The organism is Stutzerimonas stutzeri SDM-LAC, from assembly GCF_000235745.1.
Classification (GTDB): Bacteria; Pseudomonadota; Gammaproteobacteria; order Pseudomonadales; family Pseudomonadaceae; genus Stutzerimonas; species Stutzerimonas stutzeri_H.
This window is the reverse complement of record NZ_AGSX01000171.1, coordinates 1-24394: the sequence shown is the minus strand read 5'-3', so window position 1 is coordinate 24394 and position 24394 is coordinate 1. Positions and strand designations below refer to the sequence as shown.

General features: G+C 60.8%; 25 protein-coding genes. 11 read left to right on the top strand and 14 right to left on the bottom strand.

The annotated features are described in order from the left end of the window. Positions 1 to 313: 313 nt before the first annotated feature. Positions 314 to 523: a hypothetical protein gene (locus PSTU_RS0116785; protein ID WP_019342172.1), complete on the top strand. Its 210-nt coding sequence runs from the start codon at positions 314 to 316 to the stop codon at positions 521 to 523. A gap of 71 nt (positions 524 to 594) precedes the next feature. Here the strand turns inward: PSTU_RS0116785 and PSTU_RS0116780 are convergent, their stop codons facing one another. From PSTU_RS0116780 to purU, 3 genes are read right to left on the bottom strand one after another with little or no spacing between them, the layout of a single operon-like run. After that, a complete protein-coding gene (locus tag PSTU_RS0116780) occupies positions 595 to 2061 on the bottom strand; it encodes a helicase HerA-like domain-containing protein (RefSeq protein ID WP_019342171.1) in 1467 nt (488 codons plus the stop codon). A gap of 38 nt (positions 2062 to 2099) precedes the next feature. Next, the gene (locus PSTU_RS20945) at positions 2100 to 2327 is read right to left on the bottom strand and encodes a hypothetical protein (protein WP_019342170.1); all 228 of its coding nucleotides are present in this window, start codon (positions 2325 to 2327) and stop codon (positions 2100 to 2102) included. A gap of 27 nt (positions 2328 to 2354) precedes the next feature. Further along, positions 2355 to 3206 carry a formyltetrahydrofolate deformylase gene (gene purU, locus PSTU_RS0116770; RefSeq protein WP_019342169.1) on the bottom strand — a complete coding sequence of 284 codons (852 nt, stop codon included), beginning with the start codon at positions 3204 to 3206 and terminating at the stop codon, positions 2355 to 2357. Positions 3207 to 3654: 448 nt separating this feature from the next. Between purU and mvaT the strand changes: the two genes are divergently transcribed. Beyond that, complete coding sequence (gene mvaT / locus PSTU_RS0116760; protein WP_019342167.1) at positions 3655 to 4032, top strand: histone-like nucleoid-structuring protein MvaT; 378 nt, start codon at positions 3655 to 3657, stop codon at positions 4030 to 4032. 79 nt (positions 4033 to 4111) lie between these two features. Here the strand turns inward: mvaT and sbcB are convergent, their stop codons facing one another. Continuing rightward, complete coding sequence (sbcB, locus tag PSTU_RS0116755) at positions 4112 to 5536, bottom strand: exodeoxyribonuclease I (protein ID WP_019342166.1); 1425 nt, start codon at positions 5534 to 5536, stop codon at positions 4112 to 4114. A 250-nt stretch (positions 5537 to 5786) separates the two neighbouring features. Here sbcB and PSTU_RS0116750 point away from each other — a divergent pair, with 250 nt between their 5' ends. From PSTU_RS0116750 to PSTU_RS0116725, 6 genes are read left to right on the top strand one after another with little or no spacing between them, the layout of a single operon-like run. Beyond that, a complete protein-coding gene (locus PSTU_RS0116750) occupies positions 5787 to 6494 on the top strand; it encodes an RDD family protein (protein WP_036993357.1) in 708 nt (235 codons plus the stop codon). Further along, positions 6491 to 7474 (top strand): stage II sporulation protein M, encoded by a 984-nt coding sequence (locus PSTU_RS0116745; protein ID WP_019342164.1) that lies wholly within the window; start codon positions 6491 to 6493, stop codon positions 7472 to 7474. Before PSTU_RS0116750 ends, PSTU_RS0116745 begins: the two co-directional genes overlap by 4 nt. Further along, on the top strand, positions 7461 to 9020 hold the full coding sequence (locus PSTU_RS0116740; RefSeq protein ID WP_019342163.1) for a DUF4129 domain-containing protein: 1560 nt from the start codon (positions 7461 to 7463) through the stop codon (positions 9018 to 9020). The genes PSTU_RS0116745 and PSTU_RS0116740 overlap by 14 nt, the downstream gene beginning before the upstream one ends. Then, on the top strand, positions 9017 to 10192 hold the full coding sequence (locus PSTU_RS0116735) for a DUF4350 domain-containing protein (RefSeq protein WP_019342162.1): 1176 nt from the start codon (positions 9017 to 9019) through the stop codon (positions 10190 to 10192). The genes PSTU_RS0116740 and PSTU_RS0116735 overlap by 4 nt, the downstream gene beginning before the upstream one ends. Next, positions 10189 to 11202: an AAA family ATPase gene (locus PSTU_RS0116730; protein ID WP_019342161.1), complete on the top strand. Its 1014-nt coding sequence runs from the start codon at positions 10189 to 10191 to the stop codon at positions 11200 to 11202. Before PSTU_RS0116735 ends, PSTU_RS0116730 begins: the two co-directional genes overlap by 4 nt. A 25-nt stretch (positions 11203 to 11227) precedes the next feature. Then, positions 11228 to 12559: a DUF58 domain-containing protein gene (locus tag PSTU_RS0116725; RefSeq protein ID WP_019342160.1), complete on the top strand. Its 1332-nt coding sequence runs from the start codon at positions 11228 to 11230 to the stop codon at positions 12557 to 12559. A 68-nt stretch (positions 12560 to 12627) separates the two neighbouring features. Here PSTU_RS0116725 and PSTU_RS0116720 read toward each other — a convergent pair whose 3' ends face one another. From PSTU_RS0116720 to PSTU_RS0116710, 3 genes are read right to left on the bottom strand one after another with little or no spacing between them, the layout of a single operon-like run. Beyond that, positions 12628 to 13062 carry a PilZ domain-containing protein gene (locus PSTU_RS0116720; RefSeq protein ID WP_019342159.1) on the bottom strand — a complete coding sequence of 145 codons (435 nt, stop codon included), beginning with the start codon at positions 13060 to 13062 and terminating at the stop codon, positions 12628 to 12630. A 50-nt stretch (positions 13063 to 13112) separates the two neighbouring features. Further along, entirely contained in the window at positions 13113 to 13538 is a 426-nt protein-coding gene (locus tag PSTU_RS0116715) for a DUF4124 domain-containing protein (RefSeq protein ID WP_019342158.1), read from the bottom strand. 40 nt (positions 13539 to 13578) lie between these two features. Continuing rightward, entirely contained in the window at positions 13579 to 13956 is a 378-nt protein-coding gene (locus PSTU_RS0116710) for a tetratricopeptide repeat protein (protein WP_019342157.1), read from the bottom strand. A gap of 177 nt (positions 13957 to 14133) precedes the next feature. Between PSTU_RS0116710 and pyk the strand changes: the two genes are divergently transcribed. Further along, the gene (gene pyk, locus PSTU_RS0116705) at positions 14134 to 15585 is read left to right on the top strand and encodes a pyruvate kinase (RefSeq protein ID WP_019342156.1); all 1452 of its coding nucleotides are present in this window, start codon (positions 14134 to 14136) and stop codon (positions 15583 to 15585) included. 72 nt (positions 15586 to 15657) lie between these two features. Here pyk and PSTU_RS0116700 read toward each other — a convergent pair whose 3' ends face one another. Then, a complete protein-coding gene (locus tag PSTU_RS0116700; RefSeq protein WP_019342155.1) occupies positions 15658 to 16602 on the bottom strand; it encodes an iron-sulfur-binding ferredoxin reductase in 945 nt (314 codons plus the stop codon). Next, entirely contained in the window at positions 16595 to 17725 is a 1131-nt protein-coding gene (locus PSTU_RS0116695; protein ID WP_029404839.1) for a sensor domain-containing diguanylate cyclase, read from the bottom strand. Before PSTU_RS0116695 ends, PSTU_RS0116700 begins: the two co-directional genes overlap by 8 nt. A gap of 350 nt (positions 17726 to 18075) precedes the next feature. Here PSTU_RS0116695 and PSTU_RS0116690 point away from each other — a divergent pair, with 350 nt between their 5' ends. After that, the gene (locus PSTU_RS0116690) at positions 18076 to 19599 is read left to right on the top strand and encodes a fumarate hydratase (protein WP_019342153.1); all 1524 of its coding nucleotides are present in this window, start codon (positions 18076 to 18078) and stop codon (positions 19597 to 19599) included. Between the two features lie 76 nt (positions 19600 to 19675). Here the strand turns inward: PSTU_RS0116690 and PSTU_RS0116685 are convergent, their stop codons facing one another. The 4 genes from PSTU_RS0116685 to PSTU_RS0116670 all read right to left on the bottom strand — a co-directional run bounded on the left by PSTU_RS0116685 (position 19676) and on the right by PSTU_RS0116670 (position 22891). Continuing rightward, positions 19676 to 19900 carry a VF530 family DNA-binding protein gene (locus PSTU_RS0116685; RefSeq protein WP_019342152.1) on the bottom strand — a complete coding sequence of 75 codons (225 nt, stop codon included), beginning with the start codon at positions 19898 to 19900 and terminating at the stop codon, positions 19676 to 19678. 84 nt (positions 19901 to 19984) lie between these two features. Next, on the bottom strand, positions 19985 to 20569 hold the full coding sequence (locus tag PSTU_RS0116680; protein ID WP_172830740.1) for a DJ-1/PfpI family protein: 585 nt from the start codon (positions 20567 to 20569) through the stop codon (positions 19985 to 19987). A gap of 51 nt (positions 20570 to 20620) precedes the next feature. Further along, entirely contained in the window at positions 20621 to 21781 is a 1161-nt protein-coding gene (locus tag PSTU_RS0116675) for a phospholipase D-like domain-containing protein (RefSeq protein WP_029404838.1), read from the bottom strand. 207 nt (positions 21782 to 21988) lie between these two features. Further along, the gene (locus PSTU_RS0116670; RefSeq protein ID WP_019342149.1) at positions 21989 to 22891 is read right to left on the bottom strand and encodes an acyl-CoA dehydrogenase; all 903 of its coding nucleotides are present in this window, start codon (positions 22889 to 22891) and stop codon (positions 21989 to 21991) included. A 174-nt stretch (positions 22892 to 23065) separates the two neighbouring features. Between PSTU_RS0116670 and PSTU_RS0116665 the strand changes: the two genes are divergently transcribed. Next, positions 23066 to 23668 carry an ACP phosphodiesterase gene (locus PSTU_RS0116665; RefSeq protein ID WP_019342148.1) on the top strand — a complete coding sequence of 201 codons (603 nt, stop codon included), beginning with the start codon at positions 23066 to 23068 and terminating at the stop codon, positions 23666 to 23668. A 22-nt stretch (positions 23669 to 23690) separates the two neighbouring features. Here PSTU_RS0116665 and PSTU_RS0116660 read toward each other — a convergent pair whose 3' ends face one another. After that, on the bottom strand, positions 23691 to 24143 hold the full coding sequence (locus tag PSTU_RS0116660; RefSeq protein WP_019342147.1) for a flavodoxin: 453 nt from the start codon (positions 24141 to 24143) through the stop codon (positions 23691 to 23693). Positions 24144 to 24394: the final 251 nt, after the last annotated feature.

The following is a 24394-nucleotide window of genomic DNA, read 5'->3' as shown; positions in this document are numbered from 1 at the left end:
CAAACGCCAGGTACTGCTGCTGGCTTTTACTCTGATCAAAGCTTTGCTCACCAAAATATCGTTACAGCTCGAGCAAGCATTTGCTTAAGCGATAATTCGCACTGGCAAACTACCCCGCCCTGACACCACAGTTCGCCACCGGACCGAATACTCGTTTTAGCGTCACACTTGTTTAGCTAAGCCCGCTTGCAGTACTGTCTCCTCCTATCGCATATACACCCAACCCGAGCCGGGCCTCATTCGAGCCCAGAAACTCGCCCCCCTTAGCGCGCCGCGCTGCTGATAGATATTTAATTAAGAGGCAATACAAGACGTGACAAAAGAAGAGCTACGTGCCGAACTGGAAAAGCAAGCCAACCGTTTCCAGGCTGTTTACGGTGGGGAAATAACGACCTATGCCGCGCAGCCCGATCCCGAGCGAAAGCCATGGCGTAAAAAGCCGACCGTGCACGATCAGGTATTCAAGGCCGAACTGCAGAAAATCGAGAAAGAGTTGTCAGAACAAGCTCCAGAGACCAAGTGAACGCGGCACGGTAAATACGCACCGCGAGCATCGCGGCTAGAAACTGAGCGGTCACAGCTGATTGATTCTGCTCAGCGTTTACCCCCCAATAAAGAGCCCAGAAGGCCCCGCATCAATTGCCGGCCTAGCTGCGTCGCAGCCTGGCGCATTGCGCTCTTGAATACCTGCCCGGCCATATCACCTAACGCATCGGTAACACCGTTTTTTGATGCAGCAGCCTTCGCTTGTGGCTGGCTCTCGGATGCCTGCTTGGCCCGTTCGAGCAATATTTCGTAGGCAGACTCACGATCGACCGGCCTGTCGTAACGACCTCTCAGCGGCGAACTGGCGATCAGGTCCTGTCTCTCGCGCTCGGTTAGCGGCCCGATGCGCGACTGAGGGGGTGCGACGGCAACACGCTGAGCCATCGACGGCGTACCTTTGTCCTCAAGACCACCGACCAGCGCTTCACCGGTTCCTAGACCGGACAAGGTGTCCAGTGACGAAAAAGCCGGGTTAGCGCGAAAACCCTCCGCCACCGCTCGCAGCGCTTTCTGTTCCTTGACCGTATAGGCCCTGAGCCCGTGCTGCACGCGCAGACCCAACTGAGCCAGCACATCATCTGGCAGATCCGTTGGGCTCTGAGTGACGAAATAGACGCCAACGCCCTTCGAGCGAATCAGCCTGACCACCTGCAGCAATCTGTCCTGCAAGGCCTTCGGGGTGTCGTTGAACAGCAGATGCGCTTCGTCAAAGAACAGCGCGAGCAGCGGTCGATCGGCATCACCGCGCTCGGGGAGCTGTTCGAACAACTCAGCCAACAGCCACAGCAAAAAGGTTGCATAGACTTTGGGGGCCTGATGGACGAGCTGGCTGGCGTCGAGTAGATGAATTCGTCCGCGCCCGTCGCTCGCGGGCTGCAGAATGTCTTCGAGCGCGAGCGCCGGCTCACCAAACAGCGCCTCGGCCCCCTGTTGCTCCAGTGTTGCCAGCCGCCGTAACAGCGCCTGGGACGATGCGCTCGTTAACAAGGCCGCATCTTCACCAAGCACCTCCGGATGCTGTTTCAGATGAGCAAGTAGGGACTTGAGATCTTTTAGATCGAGCAGCAGCAGCGCTTCGCGATCGGCCACCTTGAATGCTGCATAGAGCGCCGCCTGCTGGCTATCGCTTAGCTCCAACAGGTTGCCCAGCAACAATGGCCCCATCTCTGTCAGCGTGGTTCTGAGCGGATGGCCGCTTACGCCGTGCACGTCCCACAAAATCACCGGATAGGCCTGGGGTCTATGATCGAGCCAGGGCATGCTGGCGATCCGCTCGGCGATCTTTCCTTGCGGATCGCCAGCGGCGCCCAGGCCACATAAATCGCCTTTGATATCTGCTGCGAAAACAGCGACGCCAGCATCGCTGAATTGCTCGGCGAGGCGCTGCAAGGTCACGGTTTTTCCGGTGCCGGTGGCACCGGCGATCAAACCGTGACGGTTGGCTAGATGCAGCGGGTGTACGTTGGCCTCGCCCGTCGTGTCAGCGCCCAGTAACAGGCAATCGGTCTGTTTCATCGCAGGCCTCGAACTGAACAATGGATTGTTCCGCAATGTCAGTCAGCCGGTCTCGCGCTGCTGGCTTGAGTAGTGGCGGCATCGCCACTTACGCTGCCGTCGACAATGCTATCGAACGCATCAAGGTGACGTTTCCAGAGCGCTTCAGCACCCGGAAAGTCAGTGCCCAGCGTTGGCCCCAGCCGCTCCGGATCGTAGCGTTGAGTACAACCGCTACCGATGATCGGTGGCGCTTTCGCGCCAGCCTTGTCCAGTGGGTTGCTCATTTCACCTCCCGCGCCGATAGCGATGGATCAGTTGAATACCAGTGTTTTGTTGCTATGCACCAGCACTCTCTCTTCCAGGTGATAGCGCAAACCACGGGACAACACCATCTTTTCCACATCCTTGCCCAGCCGGACCATGTCCTCAATGCTGTCTCTGTGGCTGACGCGCACCACGTCTTGCTCGATTATCGGCCCGGCATCGAGCTCTTCGGTTACATAGTGACAGGTCGCACCAATAAGTTTGACTCCCCGCAGCGAGGCCTGATGGTAGGGCTTTGCACCGACGAATGACGGCAGAAAGCTGTGATGGATATTGATTACCCGTTGCGCATATTCCTCGCATAGCTCAGCCGGCAGAATTTGCATGTAGCGCGCCAATACGATTGCATCGGCCCGCTGCTCGCGAACCAGGCGCGACACTTCGGCAAACGCCTCTTCCTTGCGTCCCGACTGGACGGGCACATGGAAATACGGAATGCCGTGCCACTCGACCATGCTGCGCAGATCGTCGTGGTTGGAGATTACGCAAGGAATGTCGCAATCCAGTTCCCCACTGTGCCAACGATGCAGCAGATCGGCGAGGCAGTGCGACTCGCGGCTGGCCATCAGCACTACCCGCTTGCGCTGGGCAGAGTCGGTGATGCGCCATTCCATGGCAAACTCGCGAGCGATTGGCGCGAACGCCTGGCGAAAGCCATCGAGATCAAAAGGCAGCGAGTCGGCCCGGATCTCATGCCGCATGAAGAACCAGCCACTCTGATGATCGGAATGGTGATTGGCTTCGGTGATCCAGCCATTGTAGGTCGCCAGGAAATTGCCGACCTTGGCCACAATGCCGACGCCGTCGGGACAGGCGATAACCAGCCTGAAAGTGCGCATTTTTAAGTTAACTCCGGCTTACCCATAAAGACGCGGCATTCTAGCCCAGCGAAGAAAACCGCCACCATATTATTCAACCCGCACCACAGCATGCCCTTGTACTGGTTGCCACTCGCAGCCCGGGACGAATTCGATTGCACGAAGATCATGATTAAAACCGCAATAGCCGAAGGGATAAGTTGTCCGGCGCGGCATCAACGGGCAGAGGAACGCAACACTGAAGCGGATTGCCAAGCACCCGGGCAGGGTAAATAAGCGTGACGTAGCCGCCGCAACCTTCTTTTATGTGCAGTACTTCACCGATGCCTGGTTTAACTAGCGCACCTCGCACGCCATACACAAAGATGAAACAAAGTGAGCAAACTTTACCCAAAGCAACATTTACTTGTCCGCGGCAGCTGTCTATGATTGCTGTCACTTGCGTTCAAACCTATACCAAGGAAGTGACATGTCGCTGATCAATGAATACCGCGCCACTGAAGAAGCTATCAAGGAACTACAGGAGCGCCTGAAATCCTTGTCAGCAGATGACAAGCTGAAAAAGGAACTCGAGTTTGAAGGCAAACTGCGCGAACTGATGGGCGAATACCAGAAGTCCCTTCGCGACATTATCGCTCTGCTCGACCCCGATGCCCGCAGCAACAAGCCACTGCGTGCATCCAAAGCACCCACCGCGACCAAGCGCGCCCGGCGCGTCAAGCAGTACAAGAACCCTCACAACGGTGAAGTGATTGAAACCAAAGGTGGCAATCACAAAACGTTGAAAGAGTGGAAAGCACAATGGGGTTCCGACGAGGTTGAAAGCTGGGCCACCTTGTTGGGCTAAGTTTCAACGCCGTACCCAAAGCCATCTGACGCAGTTACGCTGCGTTAGATGGCTTTTTTGTTCCATGACCAAGCAATCATCACCGCATGTAACGCTCACGCAAGCCGCGAGCATGTATTGACCATTGCTGCAGCAGACGTGCTTGTTCGGGCGTAGCTGAGGGCAATAAAGCCTGCACGGTTTGTTCAAACTGCTCCAAGGTATTCGGCGCACCGTATTCGGGCGTCATCAAGCGCTGCCTGCAGAACGTCTGCCATTGCTGGGTTTCGGCGGCCGATAAGCATTCGGGGAAGTTACGCGCGCGATAGCGGAAAAGCAGTTCAGGCAAGCGCAAGTCATCAAACGGCAGTGCGGTGTCGGCGGCAAGCGGCGGAGCGTTTCGTACCTGCTCACACAATCGTCGGTCACGTTCATTGAAGAAACCGTCATACAACTGCTGTTCAGGATCGGGCGAACCCGCAAACGCTTCCTCTTGGTAGATGTCGGCAAGCTTCCACCGCCATTCAGGTTCGCGGCCGCGTAATTCGGCAGCTCTCGACTCACAACATTGAATATCCAGTCCCAGTCGCCCGATATCTGACGGGCGCAGCACGCTCATGGGCGCCAGCACTGGGCAGCGGTTCATGTGCACGAGCTTCAAGGGAATCGGAAGTTTCTCGCCCAAGTCTTCCCGGCGGGTATAGAGCCGTTCGCGAATGGTCTCGACCTGTTCTTCCCACAGCGGCGTACAGTCGGCACTCAGGTCGCAGACGATCAGTGCATTACGGTTACGAGGATGCCAGGCCAGCGGCAGTACCACCGATAGAAAATGTCGCGCCGCGGAAAACCGACCGGATACATGCACCATCGGTTTAAGCAGTTGGACCTGTTCGACCACCGCATGTTTACGCCGTAGCTTGTAGAGATAGTCATAAAGCCGCGGTTGTCGCGCGCGTATCAGTCGAGCCAGGGCAATCGTTGCCCGCACGTCTGACAGTGCATCGTGAGCACTCTCGTGTTCGAGCCCGTTAGCCGCACTGAGGCGCTCCAGCTTCAAGGTGACTCGCCCCTCCTCTTCCGGCCAGACGATGCCTTCCGGACGCAACGCATAGGCGGTACGAACCAGGTCAATGAGGTCCCAGCGACTGTTGCCGCCCTGCCATTCACGCGCATAGGGATCGAAGAAGTTGCGGTAGAGGCTATAGCGCAGCACCTCATCATCGAAACGAAGGCTGTTGTACCCCGCGCCACAGGTGCCAGGCACCGCCAGCTCATGATGAAGCCGAGCCACGAACTCAGTCTCGCATAGTCCTTTTTCCGCTAGCGTGGCAGGCGTTATGCCAGTGACCAGGCACGCAGCGGGGTGCGGAAGGATGTCATCGCTCAGACGACAATAGATATTCAGCGGCTCGCCTATTTCCTCCAACGCTTCGTTGGTGCGGATGCCAGCCACTTGCACAGGCCGATCACAGCGAGGCGAGATGCCAGTTGTTTCGAAGTCATACCAGAAGATGCTGGAGGTCAAGGGAGCTTCCTTCTCGATTGTCGCCGCCAGTCTAGCGCGCCAGCCCCACCCTTAACGAATGGTCGGCACCTCTGTTCGAGTGGAGTTGCAACGCCGGCGTGAGCAATCAACCCGCCTATCAATCAGAACTGCCAAGCCGGTTATGGCTGAGGGCGCCATTCGGTGGTTTCATTCGCCTGGCACGGCTATCGCCGTTGCCTGAGGCGCAATGTGCGCATAGCATCCAGTCCCCGATTAGCGAGCCAGAGCCGTGCCATCCGCCCCTTCAGCCACTGCCTTGCTGGATAACACGCACCGCGTCGAAACACCGGAAGGCATCGATTTGCTGCTCCATCCAGCCGGCCTGGTCCCTCGCGCTTTGGCGTTTGCACTGGATCTGCTGATACGGGGCGCAATACTGGCGGCGTTGGGATTTGCATTCGCCCTGTTGGGCAAATTTGGCATGGGTGTTGGTGCACTGCTGCTGTTTCTGGTGCAGTGGTGGTACATGGTGCTGTTCGAAGTGCTGAACCAGGGACGCACTCCCGGCAAACAATGGCTGGGACTGCGCGTCATTCATGATGACGGCACGCCGGTCGGCTGGGCCTCGTCCCTGACACGCAATCTGTTGCGTTTCGTCGACATGCTGCCGTTCGGCTATTTCCTCGGCGCCCTCTGCTGCCTCTGGCACCCCTCGTTCAAACGCCTGGGCGACCTCGCCGCGGGTACGCTGGTGGTGTACCGCGAGCGCAACGTCAACGCGCCAGCACTTCCAGCAGCCGACGCAGTAGCGTCCCCACTGGCCCTGACCCTGGCTGAGCAACATGCCTTGATCACCTTTGCAGAGCGCCATTCGACACTCTCTGCGCCGAGACGCCTTGAGCTGGCCTCGATCCTGGCCGAACCGCTGCAGATCGAACCCGCACACGCGGAAGCCCGAATCCACGGCATCGCGCGAAGCCTGGTGGGTCCGGTATGAAGCAAAGCCAGTTCGAAGCCCGGCACCAGACCGAATGGCAGGCATTCGAGGACATGCTCGCAGCGCTGGAACGCGGCAAAACCCCGGCGCCCGGCAGCGTCGCTGGCTTTCCGGCTGCTTATCGACGGCTCTGTCAGCAACTGGCACTGGCACAGTCGCGCGGTTACAGCATGCGCTTCGTCGAGCGCCTGCAGTTGCTGGTTCAACGCGGGCATCATCAGTTCTATCGCCACCGAAGCCCGCTGGGTGGTCGCCTGCTCGGCTTCTTTCTTGGCGGTTTTGCCAGACTCGTTCGCACAGAGTGGCGATATCTGGCAGCCGCGAGTCTGATTTTCTACCTTAGCCTGCTGGGGATGGCTGCGCTGGTGCTGGCCTTTCCGGAGTTGGTCTACAGCCTTATCAGCCCGGAGCAGGTCGCAGAGATGGAAGCCATGTACGACCCTGACGCCAGTCGTCTCGGCCGCTTTGGCGAGCGTGGTTCCGCTGACGACTGGGTGATGTTCGGTTACTACGTGATGCATAACATCGGCATCGCCTTCCAGACCTTTGCTGGCGGCCTGCTCTTCGGCCTTGGCAGCCTGTTTTACCTGTTGTTCAACGGTTTGATCATCGGCGCCATTGCCGGCCACCTGACCGGCATCGGCTACGATCAGCCGTTCTGGTCATTCGTCATCGGTCATGGCGCGTTTGAACTGACGGCGATCACCCTGGCGGGCGCAGCCGGGTTGAAACTGGGTGCCGCTCTTGTGTCACCCGGCCGTCGAACACGCAGCGAGGCATTGCGCCTGGCTGCCGCTACGGCAGTGAGGCTGATTGCAGGAGCCACGCTGTTTCTCTTGATCGCAGCCTTTATCGAGGCGTACTGGTCGTCGATGACCTACCCGCCAGCCGCAGTCAAATACGCCGTCGGCGCTGTATTGTGGCTGTTGGTCGGTGCTTATCTGGCACGAAGTGGGCGGCGTTTCCATGCGCCTGAATGATGCCAGCATGGCGATCCGCCCCCGCACCGCCTGGGAGTCGCTGGATCTCGGCATTCTGCTGGCACAACGTCACGCCGCGGTGTTGATGGTCAGCTGGGCGCTGGTGACACTGCCGGTCTTCGCCCTGTTGACCCTGTTGTTCTGGCAACACCCGACGCTTTCGCTGTTGCTGTTCTGGTGGTTGAAACCGCTCTATGAACGGCTACCGCTTTTTATCCTGTCGCGCGCGCTGTTCGGCGACACACCGACCCTGCGCCAAAGCATCACGGCGCTTCCGCAACTGCTGCGTTCACAGTGGTTCTCCAGCGTTACCTGGCACCGTTTCAGCCTGAAGAGAAGTTTTAATCTTCCCGTGTTGCAACTCGAGCAGTTGGCCGGCTCGGCTCGTCAGCAGCGCCTCGCGGTGCTGGGACAACGGGACAGCCGGGCCGCATCCTGGCTGACCCTGGTGGGCATGCATCTGGAGATGGGGCTGTGGTTTGGTGCTCTGGCGCTGATGTATATGCTCATCCCACGCCAGATGCTGGCCGACTGGAACTGGCAGGATCTACTCGGCATGAGCGGCGATTGGCTGTGGTTCGAACACCTGTCCAACCTGCTCTATGCCTTGGTGCTGGTGCTATGGGAGCCAATTTATGTCGCCAGCGGTTTCAGCCTTTACCTGAACCGCCGCACCACGCTCGAGGGCTGGGATATCGAACTGACGTTTCGTCGCCTGCAGGCGCGCATGAAGTCGTTGCTGCCGATGCTGCTGATGGGTCTGGGCCTGTGGTTGTTATCGCCAACCGAGGTGGCACTGGCTGCGCCTGTCGCGGGCGAAACGATGCAGACAGACGAAACCTCCGGCCCAGGCAGTGATCGCCTGCTCAAGCAGCCCTTGACCAGCAAGGCGGCCAGTCAGCGGATCGGTGAACTGCTCGACCAACCACCTTTCCGAAACCACGAAACAGTCACCCGCTGGCGCTTCACCGAAGCAGCGGATGACGAGCCGGGCTGGTTTGCGCGCCTGCTTGAGCGACTGCTGCGCAGCGACCTGCTGACCCAGCACACGGGCACTCTTGCGAGCGCGATCGAAGTGCTCCTCTGGGCCGCCCTGTTCGGCCTGACTGGTTGGCTGCTGTGGCGCTACCGTGACTGGCTCAAGCTATACGTGACACCTGGCCAGTTGCGGATCAGACAGCGCCACACAACGCCGGCCGTACTGTTCGGGCTTGACCTGCAACCCGAAAGCATCCCGACGGACGTTGTCGCCGAGGTACAGCGGCTCTGGCACCAGCGCCCACGCGAAGCGCTCGGCCTGCTCTACCGGGCCTTTCTCAGCCGGCTGCTGCACGAGCGACAACTGCCCCTGAAAAACTCGCATACCGAGGGGGAAATACTTGAGCTGTTGCGACAGCAGGCCCAGCCACAGCTGCTCGAGTACGCCGAAGCTTTGACACAACACTGGCTGGGTCTGGCCTATGGAAACCAGCTACCGCCCGATGCGGCCCGAGACGAGCTTTGCCAACGCTGGCGCGCACTGTTTGGCAGTGAGCGGCTCGCATGAGCAGGCCACGTCGGTTCTTTCTGCTTGCTGCGGGCGGATTGCTGCTTGGGCTGTTGCTGCTTTTTGCCTTGAGCAAGGCGACGCCCTATGAGGAAACGATCGAGCATGGTCCCGCACCGGAAGTACGCAGCAATCCGTATCTGGCCGCAGAGCGCTTCCTGATCGATCAGGGGCGCGCGGTCGATCATGCACAAGGCCTCGGTGGCCTCGCCGAGTCCAAAAGCAATCAACAGGTGCTATTACTGTTGGGCCAGCGCAGCAACATGACGCCCGGCCAGGCCGAACGCCTGCTGCACTGGGTCGATCAGGGTGGCCACCTGGTGTTTGTCGCCGAGCGTATCTGGGACGAAAACGCGGGAAGTAGCGGCGACTTGCTACTCGATGCACTGAACCTTCAGCAGCACGAGGCGGGCGAGAATCTCGACGACAGTCATACCGCTGATGCCGCCGCGAACGCCGAGAAACGCCCTGCGTTGACTCGCCTCTATCTGGAAAACGAAGACGCTCCTGCCTATCTCGCCTTCGATACCAACTATCACCTCTACGACGCCGGTGGCCGTGCGCACGCATGGGCCAACAGCGCCAGCGCGACGCATATGCTGCAACTGCAGCGCGGGAACGGCCTGATCACGGCCCTGACCGACAGCTGGATCTGGCGAAACGATGCCATTGCCCAATACGACCATGCCTGGCTGCTGTGGTACCTCACCCAGGACCGCGACGTAACGCTGATCTACCGCACCGAGCATGATGATCTGCTGCAACGGCTGCTGCGTTATTTTCCGGAAGCATTGGCAGCGCTGCTACTGATGCTGCTTGCAACGCTCTGGCATGTTGCGCAGCGCCAGGGTCCATTGGAAGCGCCAGCCGAGCGGAATCGGCGACGCCTGCACGAGCACCTGCGCGGCACCGCCGATTTTCTCTATCGGCGGGCCGGACAGCACCGATTAATTAGCAGCCTTCAAGACGATATTCGGCGACAGGCACAGCGACGTCACCCGGGCTTCGAGAGCCTCGAACACGCCGAACAGTGCCAGGTGCTGGCGAGGGTCAGCCGAACCGGCGCCGAGGCTGTCGCGCAGGCCATGCTGCCCCCTTTGAAAAAACCCGTCAGCGCCACTGAATTCACCCGCCAGGTTGCCCGCCTGCAAAGCATCAGGAACAGCTTATGAGCGAAACACCCAGCGATCCAAACAGCGCCAATCCAGACGTACCGCCGAGCAATCAGCGCCAACGTGCCAGCCAGCTCGCCCAGGCGCTACGCCACGAGCTGCACAAGGCCATAATCGGCCAGCACGAAGTCGTCGACGGACTGCTCACGGCCCTGATCGCCGGCGGCCACGTGCTGGTCGAGGGCGTTCCGGGATTGGGCAAAACCTTGTTGGTACGGGCACTGGCGCGCTGCTTCGGTGGCGACTTCGCGCGTATTCAGTTCACGCCGGACCTGATGCCCAGCGACATCACCGGTCATGCAGTCTATGACCTGGCCAGCGAGCAGTTCAAGTTGCGCAAGGGCCCGGTGTTCACCAACCTGTTGTTGGCTGACGAGATCAATCGTGCACCCGCCAAGACCCAGGCGGCGCTGCTGGAAGTCATGCAGGAGCGTCAGGTTACGCTCGAGGGCCGCGCGCTCGCTGCACCGCAACCGTTTTTAGTGATGGCCACGCAGAACCCCATCGAGCAGGAAGGCACCTATCCACTGCCGGAAGCCGAGCTCGACCGTTTCATGCTGATGCTGCGCATGGACTACCCGCAGGCGGACGAGGAGTTGACGCTGGTTCGTCAAGTCACTCGCTCGGTTCGTACCGACATTCTGGACGTCAGTGGCTTGCGCGTTCTGCTGCAGGCGAAGGATGCCCAGGCGCTGCAGAAAATCGCCAGCGACCTGCCGCTCGATGACCAGGTTCTCGACTATGCCGTTCGGCTGGCCCGGGCCACCCGCAGCTGGCCGGGGCTGACGCTGGGCGCTGGTCCACGCGCGTCGATCGCGCTGGTGCGTTGCGCACGCGCACGCGCCTTGTTGCGTGGCGGCGATTTCGTCGTCCCGGACGATGTAAAAGGCTGCGCTCTGGCCGTGTTGCGGCATCGCGTCAGGCTCTCGCCTGAGCTCGACATCGAAGGCACATCGGTAGACCAGCTGCTTCAACAGCTGCTCGAGCAGATCGCGGCTCCTCGCCTGTGACGCTAAACGGCACTCGAGGCAGTCGATGAATCCGTCACGTCGATTGCTCTACGCACTGGTCGCCCTGCTTTGCCTTGGGCTTTTGCTGGGTACCGCCGCGGCACTCGACAGCGCCGTGCCCTCGGCTGCCCATATGGCCTGGTGGGGTTTGCTGCTGTGCCTGGGTCTGGTCGCAACGTTTGACGCCCTGCACCTGCACCGCCTGCCTTCGCCAGCGGTGCGACGCACACTGGCCGGCAATCTCGCCCTGGGACGTTGGCATGACGTTCAGCTCGAGATTCGACATCCGCTGTCGCGAGCCATGCGTGCCGCAATCTTCGACCATGCGCCGGCAGGACTGGGTATGCAGGCGCTGCCACAGCAGGTGCTGCTGGCACCGCAGCAGCTCTGCCAGGTCAGCTATCGCCTGCAGCCGACGCGTCGCGGCCATTTTCACTTCGAGCATTGCGAAATTCACCTGTTCAGCCCGCTGGGGCTGTGGCGAGAGCGGCGCTTACTGCCGCTGCAATCACAGACGCGGGTCTATCCCGATTTCACCCAGCTGAATGGTGCGCCACTGATGGCGGTCGACCGTTGGCTGAGCCGCCTGGGTGTACGTCAGCAGCCCAGGCGGGGGCTTGGCATGGACTTTCACCAATTACGCGAATTTCGCGAAGGCGACACCCTGCGGCAGATCGACTGGAAGGCCACAGCACGCAATCGCATGCCCATCGTTCGGGAGTATCAGGACGAAAGAGATCAGCAGATTCTGCTGATGCTCGATTGCGGCAGACGGATGCGTAGCCAGGATGGCCCGCTCACGCACTTCGATCATGCGCTCAATGCCAGCCTGCTGTTGGGCTACGTCTCCCTGCGCCAGGGCGACGCTTTGGGCCTCTATACGTTCGCCACCGAGCAACGGCGCTTCTTCGCCCCGGCCAAAGGCCAGACCCAACTCAACGCGCTGCTTAACGGTGTCTATGACCTGGTCAATACGCAGCGACCGGCCGATTTCGCGCTGGCCATCAATGATGTCCTGACCCTGCAGAAACGCCGCGCCCTGGTAATCATCCTGAGCAACCTGCGCGACGAGGACGACGAGGCTCTGCTCGGTGCCGTCCGGCAACTTTCCCGTCGCCACCGTGTACTGGTCGTGAGCCTGCGCGAGCCGGTGCTCGACAGGCTACGTCAGCAGCCGGTCAAAACCTTTCAGGACGCCCTCGATTATTGCGGCACGCTCGACTACCTCAACGCCCGCAGCAGACTCCATGAGCGGTTGCTCGCCCATGGCGTGCCAGTTCTCGATGCTTGTCCGCATGAGCTGGGTCCAGCACTGATCAGCCGCTATCTGGCGTGGAAGAAAGGCGGTGTGCTGTAACCGAATTTCGCTTGCTCTGGCGCCGCTAGCGCTTAGGCTTTGGGCAATTGGCCTGCCAGCAGACGGGCTCAGGTGCCTTGGCAGCAGTCCTGATCGGCAGCCTTGCTCCCGGCTGGCTGGTTACGCGGCAGACGCGCTGGTGGGATGTGCTGCATGGGGCGAAAGCTGAAGTAGTGGTGCAACGCATCGATCATTTCGCGAATCTCACGGGGCGGTGAGACAAATATGAAACCGGAGTCAAAGCTGCCGGGCGTCACGTCCTCGCGCGACCAACGACAGACGGCACTGAAATCGATATAGCGCAGCTGGCTATGTTGCCCGGGGATCTTCAAGCGCATATCGAAACGTACGTCTGTCATCATCGGATAGGGACTGATCATCATCAGTCCGGACTCGGACAGATTGCCGATGAAACCCAAGGGCTTGTCCGTAAAGCGGTTGAATACGTTGAGGTAGTACGGCAATTGATGCCGTTGAATGCTGCGCTGATTGTGCATGCTCATCGGATGCGGGCCTGCCGCCAAGTGTTATCGCTGCTGCCGTTTCCGGCTATTCAGCGGCAGTTCTGACTGATACGACTGGCCAACTGCCGCCGTGCCGCGCCTATTTCCTCATCACTGTAGTAGACCCGCTCACCCTTTGCATCGGCCGTGAAGTAGCGCCCGCCACGAGACAGGCGTGACAGACGGTTTTGCAGCTGCCGGCACTCTTGCTCTCGCTGCGTCTGCCTGGCGCTCGCCGCCACGCTAGCCGCCTCCTGCTCCTCGCGACGAGCCTCGAAGAAGCGCTCCGTGCGCGCCTGGCGCTCGCGGGTCGCCTCGTCTCTATCGATCACCTGCGGCCGAACCTCGATCTGCTCCGCACCCGCCTGCGGCTTCGCGCTGAAATGCACGTTACCGGCGGGATCAACCCAGCGGTAGATTTCCGCGGGCGCCAGCGGGGCCAACAAAGCGCCAACTATCAGTACTGCGATACGCATGGGGTCCTTCCCTACCGGTCGTTATGAGCCGGCTCTCGTCTCAGGGTTTGACGGCGTGGGTCACCACCCGTTCCTCCGGCTGATAGTGCCCCAACTGACGCAGCGTCTCCAGCCTGGCCCGTCCGCGAAAGGCGTATTCGCTGGCCGGATAACGCGCCTGAATGAACTGATAGGTCTGTGCCGCGTCGACAAACAGGCCCTGACGCTCCAGGCACTGGCCGCGCAATAGCGATATTTCCGGCTGCAGATTATCCCGTGGTCGGCTGCGACGCTCCGCCTGGGACAGTTCGAGCATGGCCTGGCCGCAATCACCCAGCTCGTATTGCTTGTAGGCCGCATCGAGATGGCGATTCAGGGCATTTTTGCTGCTGCAGCCTACGCTGAGGGTGGCCAGAACAATGATGAACAGTGTGCGCATGGGTGATTCCTCCGATGCCGGATTATCGACCGTCGTCATGAAAACTGCAGTCCACCTGTCCAGCTAAATCGCCCTTCAGGATCTCTCGGGCGCCCACCGAAAGAGTAGTGCAGCCCAACAATGACTACAGCCGCCGGGCATAGTAGCCTCGCGGCCATTCTGAAAAAGGAGCACTGAATGACTTCGCGCCGTACCAAAATCGTTGCCACGCTGGGTCCTGCCAGTAGTTCGCCCGAGGTGCTGGAAAAAATGATCGTTGCCGGGCTCGATGTGGCCCGCCTGAACTTTTCCCACGGAACGCCCGATGAGCACCGCGCACGCGCGCAGCTGGTACGGGACATTGCCGCGAAGCACGGTCGCTTCGTCGCGCTGCTCGGTGATCTGCAGGGGCCGAAGATCCGTATCGCCAAGTTCACCAACAAGCGCATAGAGTTGGCCGAAGGCGACAGCTTCCGCTTCTCGGTCACCCACCCCCGTGATGCTGGCACCCAGGAAGTGGTCGGGATCGATTACCCGGACCTGGTGAAAGACTGCAGCGTCGGTGACGAACTGCTGCTCGACGATGGTCGCGTGGTCATGCGCGTGGACGCCACCACGGCCGACGAACTGCACTGCACCGTGCTGATCGGCGGTCCGCTGTCGGACAACAAGGGCATCAACCGTCGTGGCGGTGGCCTGACCGCACCGGCGCTGACGGCCAAGGACAAGGCCGACATCAAGCTGGCCGCCGACATGAACCTGGACTATCTCGCCGTCTCTTTCCCGCGTGATGCCGCCGACATGGAGCTGGCCCGCCGCCTGCGCGACGAAGCCGGCTCGAGCGCCTGGCTGATCGCCAAGATCGAGCGCGCCGAAGCGGTCGCCGATGACGAGGCGCTGGATGGCCTGATCCGCGCCAGTGACGGCGTAATGGTCGCGCGCGGCGACCTGGGCGTAGAAATCGGTGATGCCGAGCTGGTGGGCATCCAGAAGAAGATCATTTTGCATGCACGCCGCAACAACAAGGTGGTGATCACCGCGACCCAGATGATGGAGTCGATGATCCAGAACCCGATGCCGACCCGCGCCGAAGTGTCCGATGTAGCCAATGCCGTGCTCGACTACACCGACGCCGTGATGCTCTCGGCCGAAAGCGCCGCGGGCGAGTACCCGGTCGAAGCGATCAAGGCCATGGCGCGCGTTTGCGTCGGTGCCGAGAAGCATCCAACCAGCATCAAGTCGGGCCACCGTCTTGGTCAGCGCTTCGAGCGCAGCGACGAAAGCACGGCACTGGCGGCGATGTACACGGCGAACCACTTTCCCGGCGTCAAGGCGATCATCAGCCTGACCGAAAGCGGCTATACCCCGCTGATCATGTCGCGGATTCGCTCGTCAGTACCCATCTTCGCCTTCTCACCCCATCGCGATACCCAGGCGCGCGTTGCCATGTTCCGCGGTGTGCAGACCATTCCCTTCGATCCGGCAGCCCTGCCCGTCGACAAGGTCAGCCAATCCGCCGTGGACGAGTTGCTCAAGCGCAACATCGTCAATGTTGGCGACTGGGTGATCCTGACCAAGGGCGACACCTATCACGGCACGGGTGGCACCAACACTATGAAGATCCTGCGTGTGGGCGACTCCCTGAGCTGATTAGCGCGACGCGCCAGTTCCCGCCCAGGGCGGCCTGGCGCGCCGTTCCCGCAGGTCTAGAGATTCCTGTCTTTAACCGCCGGACCGGCGCGTAAGAAAAGTGTCGCTCAGCACCTGCCCCCGCGGCAGTCCCGCCAAAAACATGCGTTTTGCGCAGTCCTCTACAAACTCGCGACCGCCGCAGATAAGTGCAATCTCCTGGCGCGAGGCGGCACGCAGCGACTGCAGACGGCTGCGTTCATGCTCCCGGTCGACGTATTCGATGCTCAGATTGCCGTTCAACCCGGCTAGCGCTTCAAGCGGCCCTTGCAGATAGGACGTTCCCCGACAGAAATGCAGCAGCCGGATCGGCCCCTGGTGTTTCCGGTGCAATGCTTCGCGCAGCAAGCTCCAGAGCGGAGCAAGTCCTGTGCCGGCAGCCAACAACTGTAGCGGCCTCATCTGCCACTCGGGCTCGTAGCGCAGCGCGCCCGTATACGGTTGCCCCAGGCGCAGCGTGTCTCCGATTGTCAGGGCGCGGGCCGCGTCGCAGAACGCACCGCTGTGCCGGCAATCAAGGTGAAACTCAAGCCCGCGATCTTCCCAAGGTACGCTCGCGAGCGAATAAGGCCGGGCGACGCCAAGACTGTTCCACAACAGCACATGCTGCCCAGCCTGATAGCGCAGCGGCCGTTCGCTGGGCATCAGGCGCAATCGCAGAACCTGATGATCCAGCCAGTCGAGCCCTTCGACCCGCGCTGGCAGGCCTTCGCGCGCCGGGTCGCAAACCGCTATATCGAGATTTTCCACCACGCTGCATTGGCAGGCGAGCCGCCAGCCTTCCAGGCGCCGGGCCAAGTCGAGAGCCTGCGGGCGGGCATCCTGTGGTTCACCTTGCAGGCAGCGCACCAGACAGGCATGACAACTGCCCGCTCGGCAGCTGAAGGGTACGTTCAAACCGGCATCATTGAGCGCATCGAGCAGATTGCTGCCATTCGCCACGTGCCACGTCCGCCCTCGGTGATTGATCTCAGGCATCTACCGTCGCCCAGCTGATCTCGCACCGATTCCGACCGTTGTCCTTGGCCCGGTACAGCGCGTCGTCGGCGCGCTGCAGGGACTCGTCCAGATCGTCGCCTTCACGGAGTAGGGTCATGCCGACTGAAAGGCTCAAATGCCCGGCTTGCATATTCCCCTCCGGCGGCTGGGCATTGGCGAAGGCCTCGCGCAAGCGCTCGCAACAGGCGCCAAATTGCTCGGCATCGGTGTTTGGCAGCAACAAAACGAACTCTTCGCCCCCGTAGCGGGCCAGTATGTCGCCGTCTCGCAGACAGGAGCGCGCCACCGAGGCAAAGGTTTGCAAGACCCGATCGCCCACCGCATGCCCGTGCAGATCATTGATCCGTTTGAAATAGTCGAGATCGATCAGGGCCAGGCCGGACTGATGTCCTGCCCGCAGCCGGCTCAGCTCGGCCTCCGCCTTACGCAGGAAATGCCGGCGGTTGTAGAGGCCGGTCAGCTCATCGGTCGAGGCCAGGTCTTCCAGCTGCCGCATCATGCCGCGCAGTGTTTCCTGATGCGCCTGTAGCGCAAACCGGCGCTGACGCATACGTTGACGCAACCTGTAGACATAACCGACGAACAAGCACATCCAGACCAGGGTCACCAGCAGCACACCCGTCTGCAGCAGAGCCGTCTGTGGCTCGTTCAGGTGGCCCATCTGCGCGTCGAATAAAACCATGACGACAAAGCTGCACAGCGCCAACACGGCGTAACGAAGGAAAATTTTCGGTGGCAGAAACACCGCAAACATCAGCACCAGTACGTACAGCACCAGCAACGATCCGCGGTTATCGCCGAGATTGAACAAAAAGAAGGTCAGCCAGACCAGGGCAACCAGCACTTGTGGCTCGGTCAGGCTGGGGTCTCGAAAGCGCAGGTTATGACCGCGATAGAAGACCCAGAAAAAGGTCAACTGGCTGGCCGCGATCATCACCGATCCCGCGATGGCAGTCTCGATCGGCGCCTGATAGAAGCCGGCAGCCACGGTAATCCATGTGAGCAACAACGCAAGACCGTAAGTCGCAGCGGCCATGCCGAAGCGCTTGGTCACCAACAACTGCAGAGCTCGCTGTTCGCTCTGGTCACGACTAGCACGCATGGAATCCTTTCCCATAGTGGCAATTCGTCATACTTTACGCCGGCCCTTGTGAAAAACCTATACACAGTTATAACCGCAGATTGAGAACACCTGGTCAGGCACAGTTGCAGCCGGACGATCGTGTTCGACCCACTCCATCGCGCTCGCGTCGATGTGCCTACGTCTCGGTCCGTCACGCAACGCCATGTTGTCGCTAGCGTCATGCCAGTTTCCGCTGTGCATCCCTTCACCTTTGGTCCGTCTGTGTTCCTCTCTCTACGGCAGGTTATACTGCCGCGCCTTTTTACCTGAGTGTGTCGGCTGAATCTCTCGACACGCCTTGTCTCCGCCCCGCCAAGAGGACGCGCTGCATGACCGTGATCAAGCAAGACGACCTGATACAAAGCGTTGCCGACGCTTTGCAGTTCATCTCCTATTACCACCCCGTCGACTTCATCCAGGCGATGCACGAGGCCTACCTGCGCGAAGAGTCGCCGGCAGCGCGCGATTCCATGGCGCAAATCCTGATCAACTCGCGGATGTGCGCAACCGGCCATCGGCCGATCTGCCAGGACACCGGCATCGTCACTGTATTCGTGCGCGTGGGCATGGACGTGCGCTGGGATGGCGCCACCATGAGTCTGGACGACATGATCAACGAGGGCGTGCGTCGCGCCTACAACCTGCCAGAGAACGTCCTGCGGGCTTCGATCCTGGCCGACCCGGCTGGTTCCCGCAAGAACACCAAGGACAACACTCCAGCTGTGATCCACTACTCCATCGTTCCCGGCGACAAGGTCGAAGTGGACGTCGCAGCCAAGGGCGGCGGTTCGGAGAACAAGTCGAAAATGGCCATGCTCAACCCGTCCGACTCGATCGTCGACTGGGTGCTCAAGACCGTTCCGACCATGGGCGCTGGCTGGTGCCCGCCGGGCATGCTCGGCATTGGTATCGGCGGCACCGCAGAGAAAGCCGCGGTGATGGCCAAGGAAGTTCTGATGGAATCCATCGACATCCATGAGCTGAAGGCCCGCGGCCCACAGAACCGCATCGAGGAGCTGCGCCTGGAGCTGTTCGAGAAGGTCAATCAGCTGGGTATCGGCGCCCAGGGCCTGGGCGGCCTGACTACCGTACTCGACGTGAAGATCATGGATTACCCGACCCATGCCGCATCCTTGCCGGTGTGCATGATCCCCAACTGCGCCGCCACCCGCCACGCGCACTTCGTGCTGGACGGCTCCGGCCCTGCCGAACTCACCCCGCCGCCGCTGGATGCCTACCCGGAAATCGTCTGGGAAGCCGGTCCGAGCGCGCGTCGTGTCAACCTCGACACCCTCACCCCGGAAGATGTGCAGAGCTGGAAGCCGGGCGAAACCGTCCTGCTCAACGGCAAGATGCTCACTGGCCGCGACGCCGCGCACAAGCGCATGGTCGACATGCTGAACAAGGGCGAAGAGCTGCCGGTGGACCTCAAGGGACGCTTCATCTATTACGTCGGCCCGGTCGATCCGGTCGGTGATGAAGTAGTGGGCCCAGCCGGTCCGACCACCGCTACCCGCATGGACAAGTTCACCCGTCAGATCCTGGAAAGCACCGGCCTGCTGGGCATGATCGGCAAGTCCGAGCGCGGCCCAATCGCCATCGACGCGATCAAGGACAACAAGGCCGTCTACCTGATGGCTGTCGGCGGCGCCGCCTACCTGGTCGCCCAGGCGATCAAGAAGTCCAAGGTGCTGGCCTTCGCCGAACTGGGTATGGAAGCCATCTACGAGTTTGAAGTGAAGGACATGCCCGTCACCGTCGCGGTCGACACCAACGGCGAGTCGGTGCACATCACGGGACCTGCGATCTGGCAGCAGAAGATCGCCGACAGCCTGGCGGTAGAAGTGCAGTAAGTAACCGCCTCACCCATGAAGCCCGGCTGCTATCAGCCGGGCTTTTTCGTTTCTGCAGCCATCAGATGCAGGACGATCAGCTCGCCTGCCGACGGCGCTGTCGAACGAACAATTCCTCTACTTTCGCCCGCGCCCATGGCGTCTTGCGCAGAAACGTCAGGCTTGACTTGATACTGGGATCGCTCTTGAAGCAGCGGATATCGACCCGCTCCGCCAGCCCTTCCCAGCCATAGTGAGCCTGCAGCTCGACGAGTATTGATTCCAGCGTTACGCCGTGAAGCGGGTCTCGGGGTTGGGTCATGGTGGCCTCAGACCTTGAGCAGACAGCGCCTGCGGAGTGAAAAGAAAAGGCCCGCCGGAGCGGGCCTTCGAACGGAGCGGCATCTTACAGGCTGATGCGGGTACCGAGCAGTTCGAGAAATGCAGCCAGCCAGGCGGGGTGAGCCGGCCACGCCGGGGCCGTCACGAGATTGCCCTCGGTGTGCGCTTTATCAACGCCAATATCGACGAACTCACCACCGGCCAGGCGAACCTCCGGCGCGCAGGCGGGATAAGCACTACACGCACGCCCTTGTAGCACGTCTGCAGCGGCCAGCAGCTGAGCGCCATGGCAGACCGCAGCAATCGGCTTTTTCGCCTCACCAAAGGCCTTGACCAGGCTGATCACCTGCTCATTGAGCCGCAGGTACTCAGGCGAACGCCCTCCCGGCACGACCAGGGCGTCGTAATCTTCCGCCCGCACCGCGGCGAAATCGAAGTTCAGCGCAAAATTGTGGCCGGGCTTCTCGCTGTAGGTCTGATCGCCCTCGAAGTCATGAATCGCGGTACGGACGGTGTCGCCAGCCTTCTTGTCCGGGCAGACCGCATGCACGGTATGGCCTACCATCTGCAACGCCTGAAACGGCACCATGGTTTCGTAATCTTCGACGTAGTCACCGACCAGCATCAGAATTTTCTTCGCAGCCATCAGAACGCTCTCCCTTTCAGTTTGGACACTTTATAAACAACGCGGCCAGTACCGTCAGCCGCTTCGGTTGAAAATGTTAATCACGAGCCGGTCAAGCACCCCCCACAAGCGCTGGTAGATGCGCTGGTTCAGTGGACGGGAATGCCACCGCTGAAGATCAATTTCGAGGCTACGCGAAAAATCATTCTCAAAGCTGCTCGCCACAGATGCACTGAACTGCCGGTCGAGCGCTTCAAGATTGGCTTCCAGATTCCAGCGCAGATTCCAATGATCGAAATTGCACGAGCCGACGCTGACCCAGTCGTCGACCAACGCCATCTTCAGGTGCAGAAAGTGTGGCTGATATTCGTGGATACGCACGCCGGCTCGCAGCAGCCTTGGATAATAGCGCTGCCCGGCATAGCGGACCGCGGGGTGATCTGTGTTACGGCTGGTCAGCAGCAACCTCACATCGACACCGCGTCTCGCCGCACGCATCAACTCCCGACGAACGCGGCCAGTGGGCAGGAAATATGGGGTCGCCAACCAGATCCTGCGTTCGGCGCGCTGCAGGTTGCGCAGCAGGCTATGGAGAATGTCCCGATGTTGGCGCGCCGCCGAGTAAGCCACTCGGCCCATGCCATCATCGGTTATCGGATTGGCAGGGACTCTTGGAAGTCGTTGCGGTAGCGGCAGTTGCCAGATTCTCTTTTTCAGGCACAGCGTCCACTGCACATCGAACAGGCGCTGCCAGTCGGCAACGAGCGGGCCGCTGATTTCGACCATCGCTTCGTGCCAATGCTCATCCGCATTCGAGGGGTTCCAGAATTCATCGGTAGCGCCGGTCCCGCCAACAAAACAATGCGCGTCATCGATAAGAATCAGCTTGCGGTGATCGCGGTGCAGGTTGCGAAACTTCAATCGGAGTTTCAGCGGATTGTATTGGCGCAGACCGACCCCAGCGTCGCTCAGCTGCTGCCGGGCCTTCTGCCCCAGTTTGAGGCAGCCGAAGCCATCAAACAGGCAGCGAACCCGCACACCTCGATCAGCCGCCGCGACCAGAGCCTCGATCAGTCGATCGGCGCAGCCGCCATCCTCGACGAGATAGAGTTCGACATCTACTCGCTGTTGGGCCCCATTGATACGGGCCAATATGCGCGGAAAGAACTGCGGCCCGTCGAGCAGTAGCTGGAAACGATTGTCCTCTCGCCAGGGGAACACCTCGCCGGCAAGCATCATGACCGGCCGCCCGGCAGGAGCACCGCGCCAGGGACCAAGGTAGCGACACAGCTCAATGACATTGAAATCCTTGTCGGGTAATTCACAGGTTTTTCGATCACCCGCGCTGCTTAAAGCCCGGGGAGACCGACCCGCGCTGTCGCGGCACGCCAGTTATAGGTCCGCAGCGCAGCGAGGAGTTCCCGGCGGCTGGCAATTCGCTGATCATGCCTGATCGCTTTCGGGGGGCAGCCCAAACAGCTCGGCTGCCTGCATCAACCGCTTGGCTTGAGCACGGCGAGCCAACTGCAGCACGCCGCGGTCGCGCCGCCAGAGGTCCGACCACAGCTGCGGGCCGGTTGCCAGCGCGGCATCGAGCGCCTCACCAAGCGACTCGAACTGCAGACTCAGCGAAGCTAACAATAAATGGGTCGCCGGGTCCGCTGGTGGCAGCCGCGAGATCTCAGCCGCGCCCGGTAACACACCCAAGAGCTGCAGCTGCAGCCGTTGCGGCCAGCCACACTGCAACCCGACGCCGTAAAGCCAACTAGCCAGTGCCGCGAGTACGTGAAGGTCTTCCAGTGTCCGGAACGGTTTGACGTAGTCGTCCCAACCGTCGCCAGCCAAGCGATCACAAGCCGCGCTCGCCAACCGTAAGCGGCCGTGCGGAATATCCGGCACCAGCGCCAACGGCGACGCCGCCTCGACGATAACGCCCGGATCGGTCGTGCGGACCATGCAGAGACTCAGCCGCGGTCGCTCGCCGAGCGCCTCATCACGCGCCGGCACCAGCAACCACGCCGCAGCCGAGCCAGCAATGACAAAATCCTTGCTGCCGGTCAGCCGTACTCCATCCAGCCGGGTCTGCATGTCAGCCGGCCGCAGCAAACGACGCTCGGTGGCGCACAGTGCGCCAAGGCCTGTGGGAGCTTCAGGCCACAGCCTTCGGAGGGCGGCCTGATAGCCGGCGAGAAATGCCAAGCCGGGGGTGGCGGCCAGCCGCCCGCCTAACACCGCAAGCTCAAAAGAATCGTTCACACCCTGCGATTGCAGAGTCGCGAACCAACTCTCCAGCGGCATGGATTGCGGCAGGTGTTGCAGCGGACCAAGCAGCTCATGCCAAGACATCTATAGGCTCCAGGAAACGAAAAAGTTAGCAGTCATCGCAACGACCTGACCGCCGAAGCGTCATCTCTGCCCGGACTGAGCGGGCAGCGGTGATGGATCGAACGCCAACCATATCAATCAGGCGCTGCGCAAGCATGCAAGCTGAATGCAAGGAAGCGCTGCTAGACTCGCCTCATGAACTATCTTGCACATCTGCATCTTGGCGGCGAACGGCCCGGGCAGCTGCTCGGAAGCCTCTACGGGGATTTCGTCAAGGGCCCCCTGCAGGACCGCTGGCCGGCCGACATTGAAGCGGGCATTCGCCTGCATCGACAGATCGATGTTTTTACCGACAGCCATCCGGTCGTCCTCCAGGCCAAGCAACGCTTTCCTCGCGAGCGCAGACGCTATGCGGGCATATTGGTCGACCTGTTTTTTGATCACTGCCTGGCCGCGCACTGGCACGACTACGCCAGCGAACCCCTCCCGAACTTCACCGCGCGGGTGTATCGGGTGTTGCGTGAGGAAGCCGAGCTGCCCGCCAAGCTGGCGTTGATCGCGCCGCGCATGGCGGCCCATGACTGGCTCGGCAGCTATCGGGAATTCGCCGTGATGGAGCAGGTCGTGGCCGGTATGAGCCGTCGACTGTCTCGTCCGGAAGGCCTGGCAGGCGGCGCCGTTGAACTCGAACAGCTATACACGCCGCTGTTGCAGGATTTCCGGGAGTTCTACCCGCAAGTGCATGCGTTTGCCCAGGCCCGCAGCATCAGCCCGGCAGACGCCGTTCGGCGCCCCTGAAGTTTGTTGCCCGGCTGACCGTTCAGCCGCGCAGGGCTGTAGCAAAACGATCAAGCCATGGCTCTGCGTCAGTTTCCGGCGTAACCGTTTCGCTAGCGTCGAGACGCAGCATCTCCTGTACTTCACGTACACCCAGCTCGGCGTACAACTCCCGAACCAGCTCCCCCGCGCCGCAGAAGGTATCGCCGTAGCTGGCGTCCCCGAGCGCGATCACCCCGCCGGGCAAGCCCTGCCAGGCCGGAACCTGTTCGCGGATTGTCGAATACAGCGGGACAAAACTGTCCGGTAATTCACCCATCCCGGTGGTGGCGGTCACTACCAACAAGGCTTGCGGCCCGAAGTCCAGCACCTGCGAGAGCTGCGCACGCGGGTCGTGCCAGGCATCAAAGCCCGCCGCTTTGAGAACCGTGACAGCATGGCGGGCGACGTCTTCAGCAGTACCGTAGACCGTGCCGGAAAGAATGGCCACTTTCATGATGAGCTCCGTTTCGGGTTAAAGCCGGCATTATGCCGTATTCGACACATACTCTCCGCCCGAGCGGTTCTACACTCAGAAACAGGCCTGCCGTAGGCGATAGGGAATTAGTTCGCAAGCGCGCTGTCGGACTGCCGTCCTGGCAGGGATCTCGCCGAAGCCCATGCCGCGTTCTGGAGTGAACAGGCATGGCAGATCGGTTCTGCCCATGCCCTTGAGAGGGAAATCGGGATGCCGAACAAGATTGCTCT

Bases quoted from the DNA above. Each gene is read 5' to 3' on its own strand.
- PSTU_RS0116780 (WP_019342171.1), bottom strand. From the start codon at position 2,061: ATGAAACAGACCGATTGCCTGTTACTGGGCGCTGACACGACGGGCGAG.
- PSTU_RS20945 (WP_019342170.1), bottom strand. From the start codon at position 2,327: ATGAGCAACCCACTGGACAAGGCTGGCGCGAAAGCGCCACCGATCATC.
- purU (WP_019342169.1), bottom strand. From the start codon at position 3,206: ATGCGCACTTTCAGGCTGGTTATCGCCTGTCCCGACGGCGTCGGCATT.
- mvaT (WP_019342167.1), top strand. From the start codon at position 3,655: ATGTCGCTGATCAATGAATACCGCGCCACTGAAGAAGCTATCAAGGAA.
- PSTU_RS0116745 (WP_019342164.1), top strand. From the start codon at position 6,491: ATGAAGCAAAGCCAGTTCGAAGCCCGGCACCAGACCGAATGGCAGGCA.
- PSTU_RS0116740 (WP_019342163.1), top strand. From the start codon at position 7,461: ATGCGCCTGAATGATGCCAGCATGGCGATCCGCCCCCGCACCGCCTGG.
- PSTU_RS0116735 (WP_019342162.1), top strand. From the start codon at position 9,017: ATGAGCAGGCCACGTCGGTTCTTTCTGCTTGCTGCGGGCGGATTGCTG.
- PSTU_RS0116730 (WP_019342161.1), top strand. From the start codon at position 10,189: ATGAGCGAAACACCCAGCGATCCAAACAGCGCCAATCCAGACGTACCG.
- PSTU_RS0116725 (WP_019342160.1), top strand. From the start codon at position 11,228: ATGAATCCGTCACGTCGATTGCTCTACGCACTGGTCGCCCTGCTTTGC.
- PSTU_RS0116720 (WP_019342159.1), bottom strand. From the start codon at position 13,062: ATGAGCATGCACAATCAGCGCAGCATTCAACGGCATCAATTGCCGTAC.
- PSTU_RS0116715 (WP_019342158.1), bottom strand. From the start codon at position 13,538: ATGCGTATCGCAGTACTGATAGTTGGCGCTTTGTTGGCCCCGCTGGCG.
- PSTU_RS0116710 (WP_019342157.1), bottom strand. From the start codon at position 13,956: ATGCGCACACTGTTCATCATTGTTCTGGCCACCCTCAGCGTAGGCTGC.
- pyk (WP_019342156.1), top strand. From the start codon at position 14,134: ATGACTTCGCGCCGTACCAAAATCGTTGCCACGCTGGGTCCTGCCAGT.
- PSTU_RS0116700 (WP_019342155.1), bottom strand. From the start codon at position 16,602: ATGCCTGAGATCAATCACCGAGGGCGGACGTGGCACGTGGCGAATGGC.
- PSTU_RS0116695 (WP_029404839.1), bottom strand. From the start codon at position 17,725: ATGCGTGCTAGTCGTGACCAGAGCGAACAGCGAGCTCTGCAGTTGTTG.
- PSTU_RS0116690 (WP_019342153.1), top strand. From the start codon at position 18,076: ATGACCGTGATCAAGCAAGACGACCTGATACAAAGCGTTGCCGACGCT.
- PSTU_RS0116685 (WP_019342152.1), bottom strand. From the start codon at position 19,900: ATGACCCAACCCCGAGACCCGCTTCACGGCGTAACGCTGGAATCAATA.
- PSTU_RS0116675 (WP_029404838.1), bottom strand. From the start codon at position 21,781: ATGCTTGCCGGCGAGGTGTTCCCCTGGCGAGAGGACAATCGTTTCCAG.
- PSTU_RS0116670 (WP_019342149.1), bottom strand. From the start codon at position 22,891: ATGTCTTGGCATGAGCTGCTTGGTCCGCTGCAACACCTGCCGCAATCC.
- PSTU_RS0116665 (WP_019342148.1), top strand. From the start codon at position 23,066: ATGAACTATCTTGCACATCTGCATCTTGGCGGCGAACGGCCCGGGCAG.
- PSTU_RS0116660 (WP_019342147.1), bottom strand. From the start codon at position 24,143: ATGAAAGTGGCCATTCTTTCCGGCACGGTCTACGGTACTGCTGAAGAC.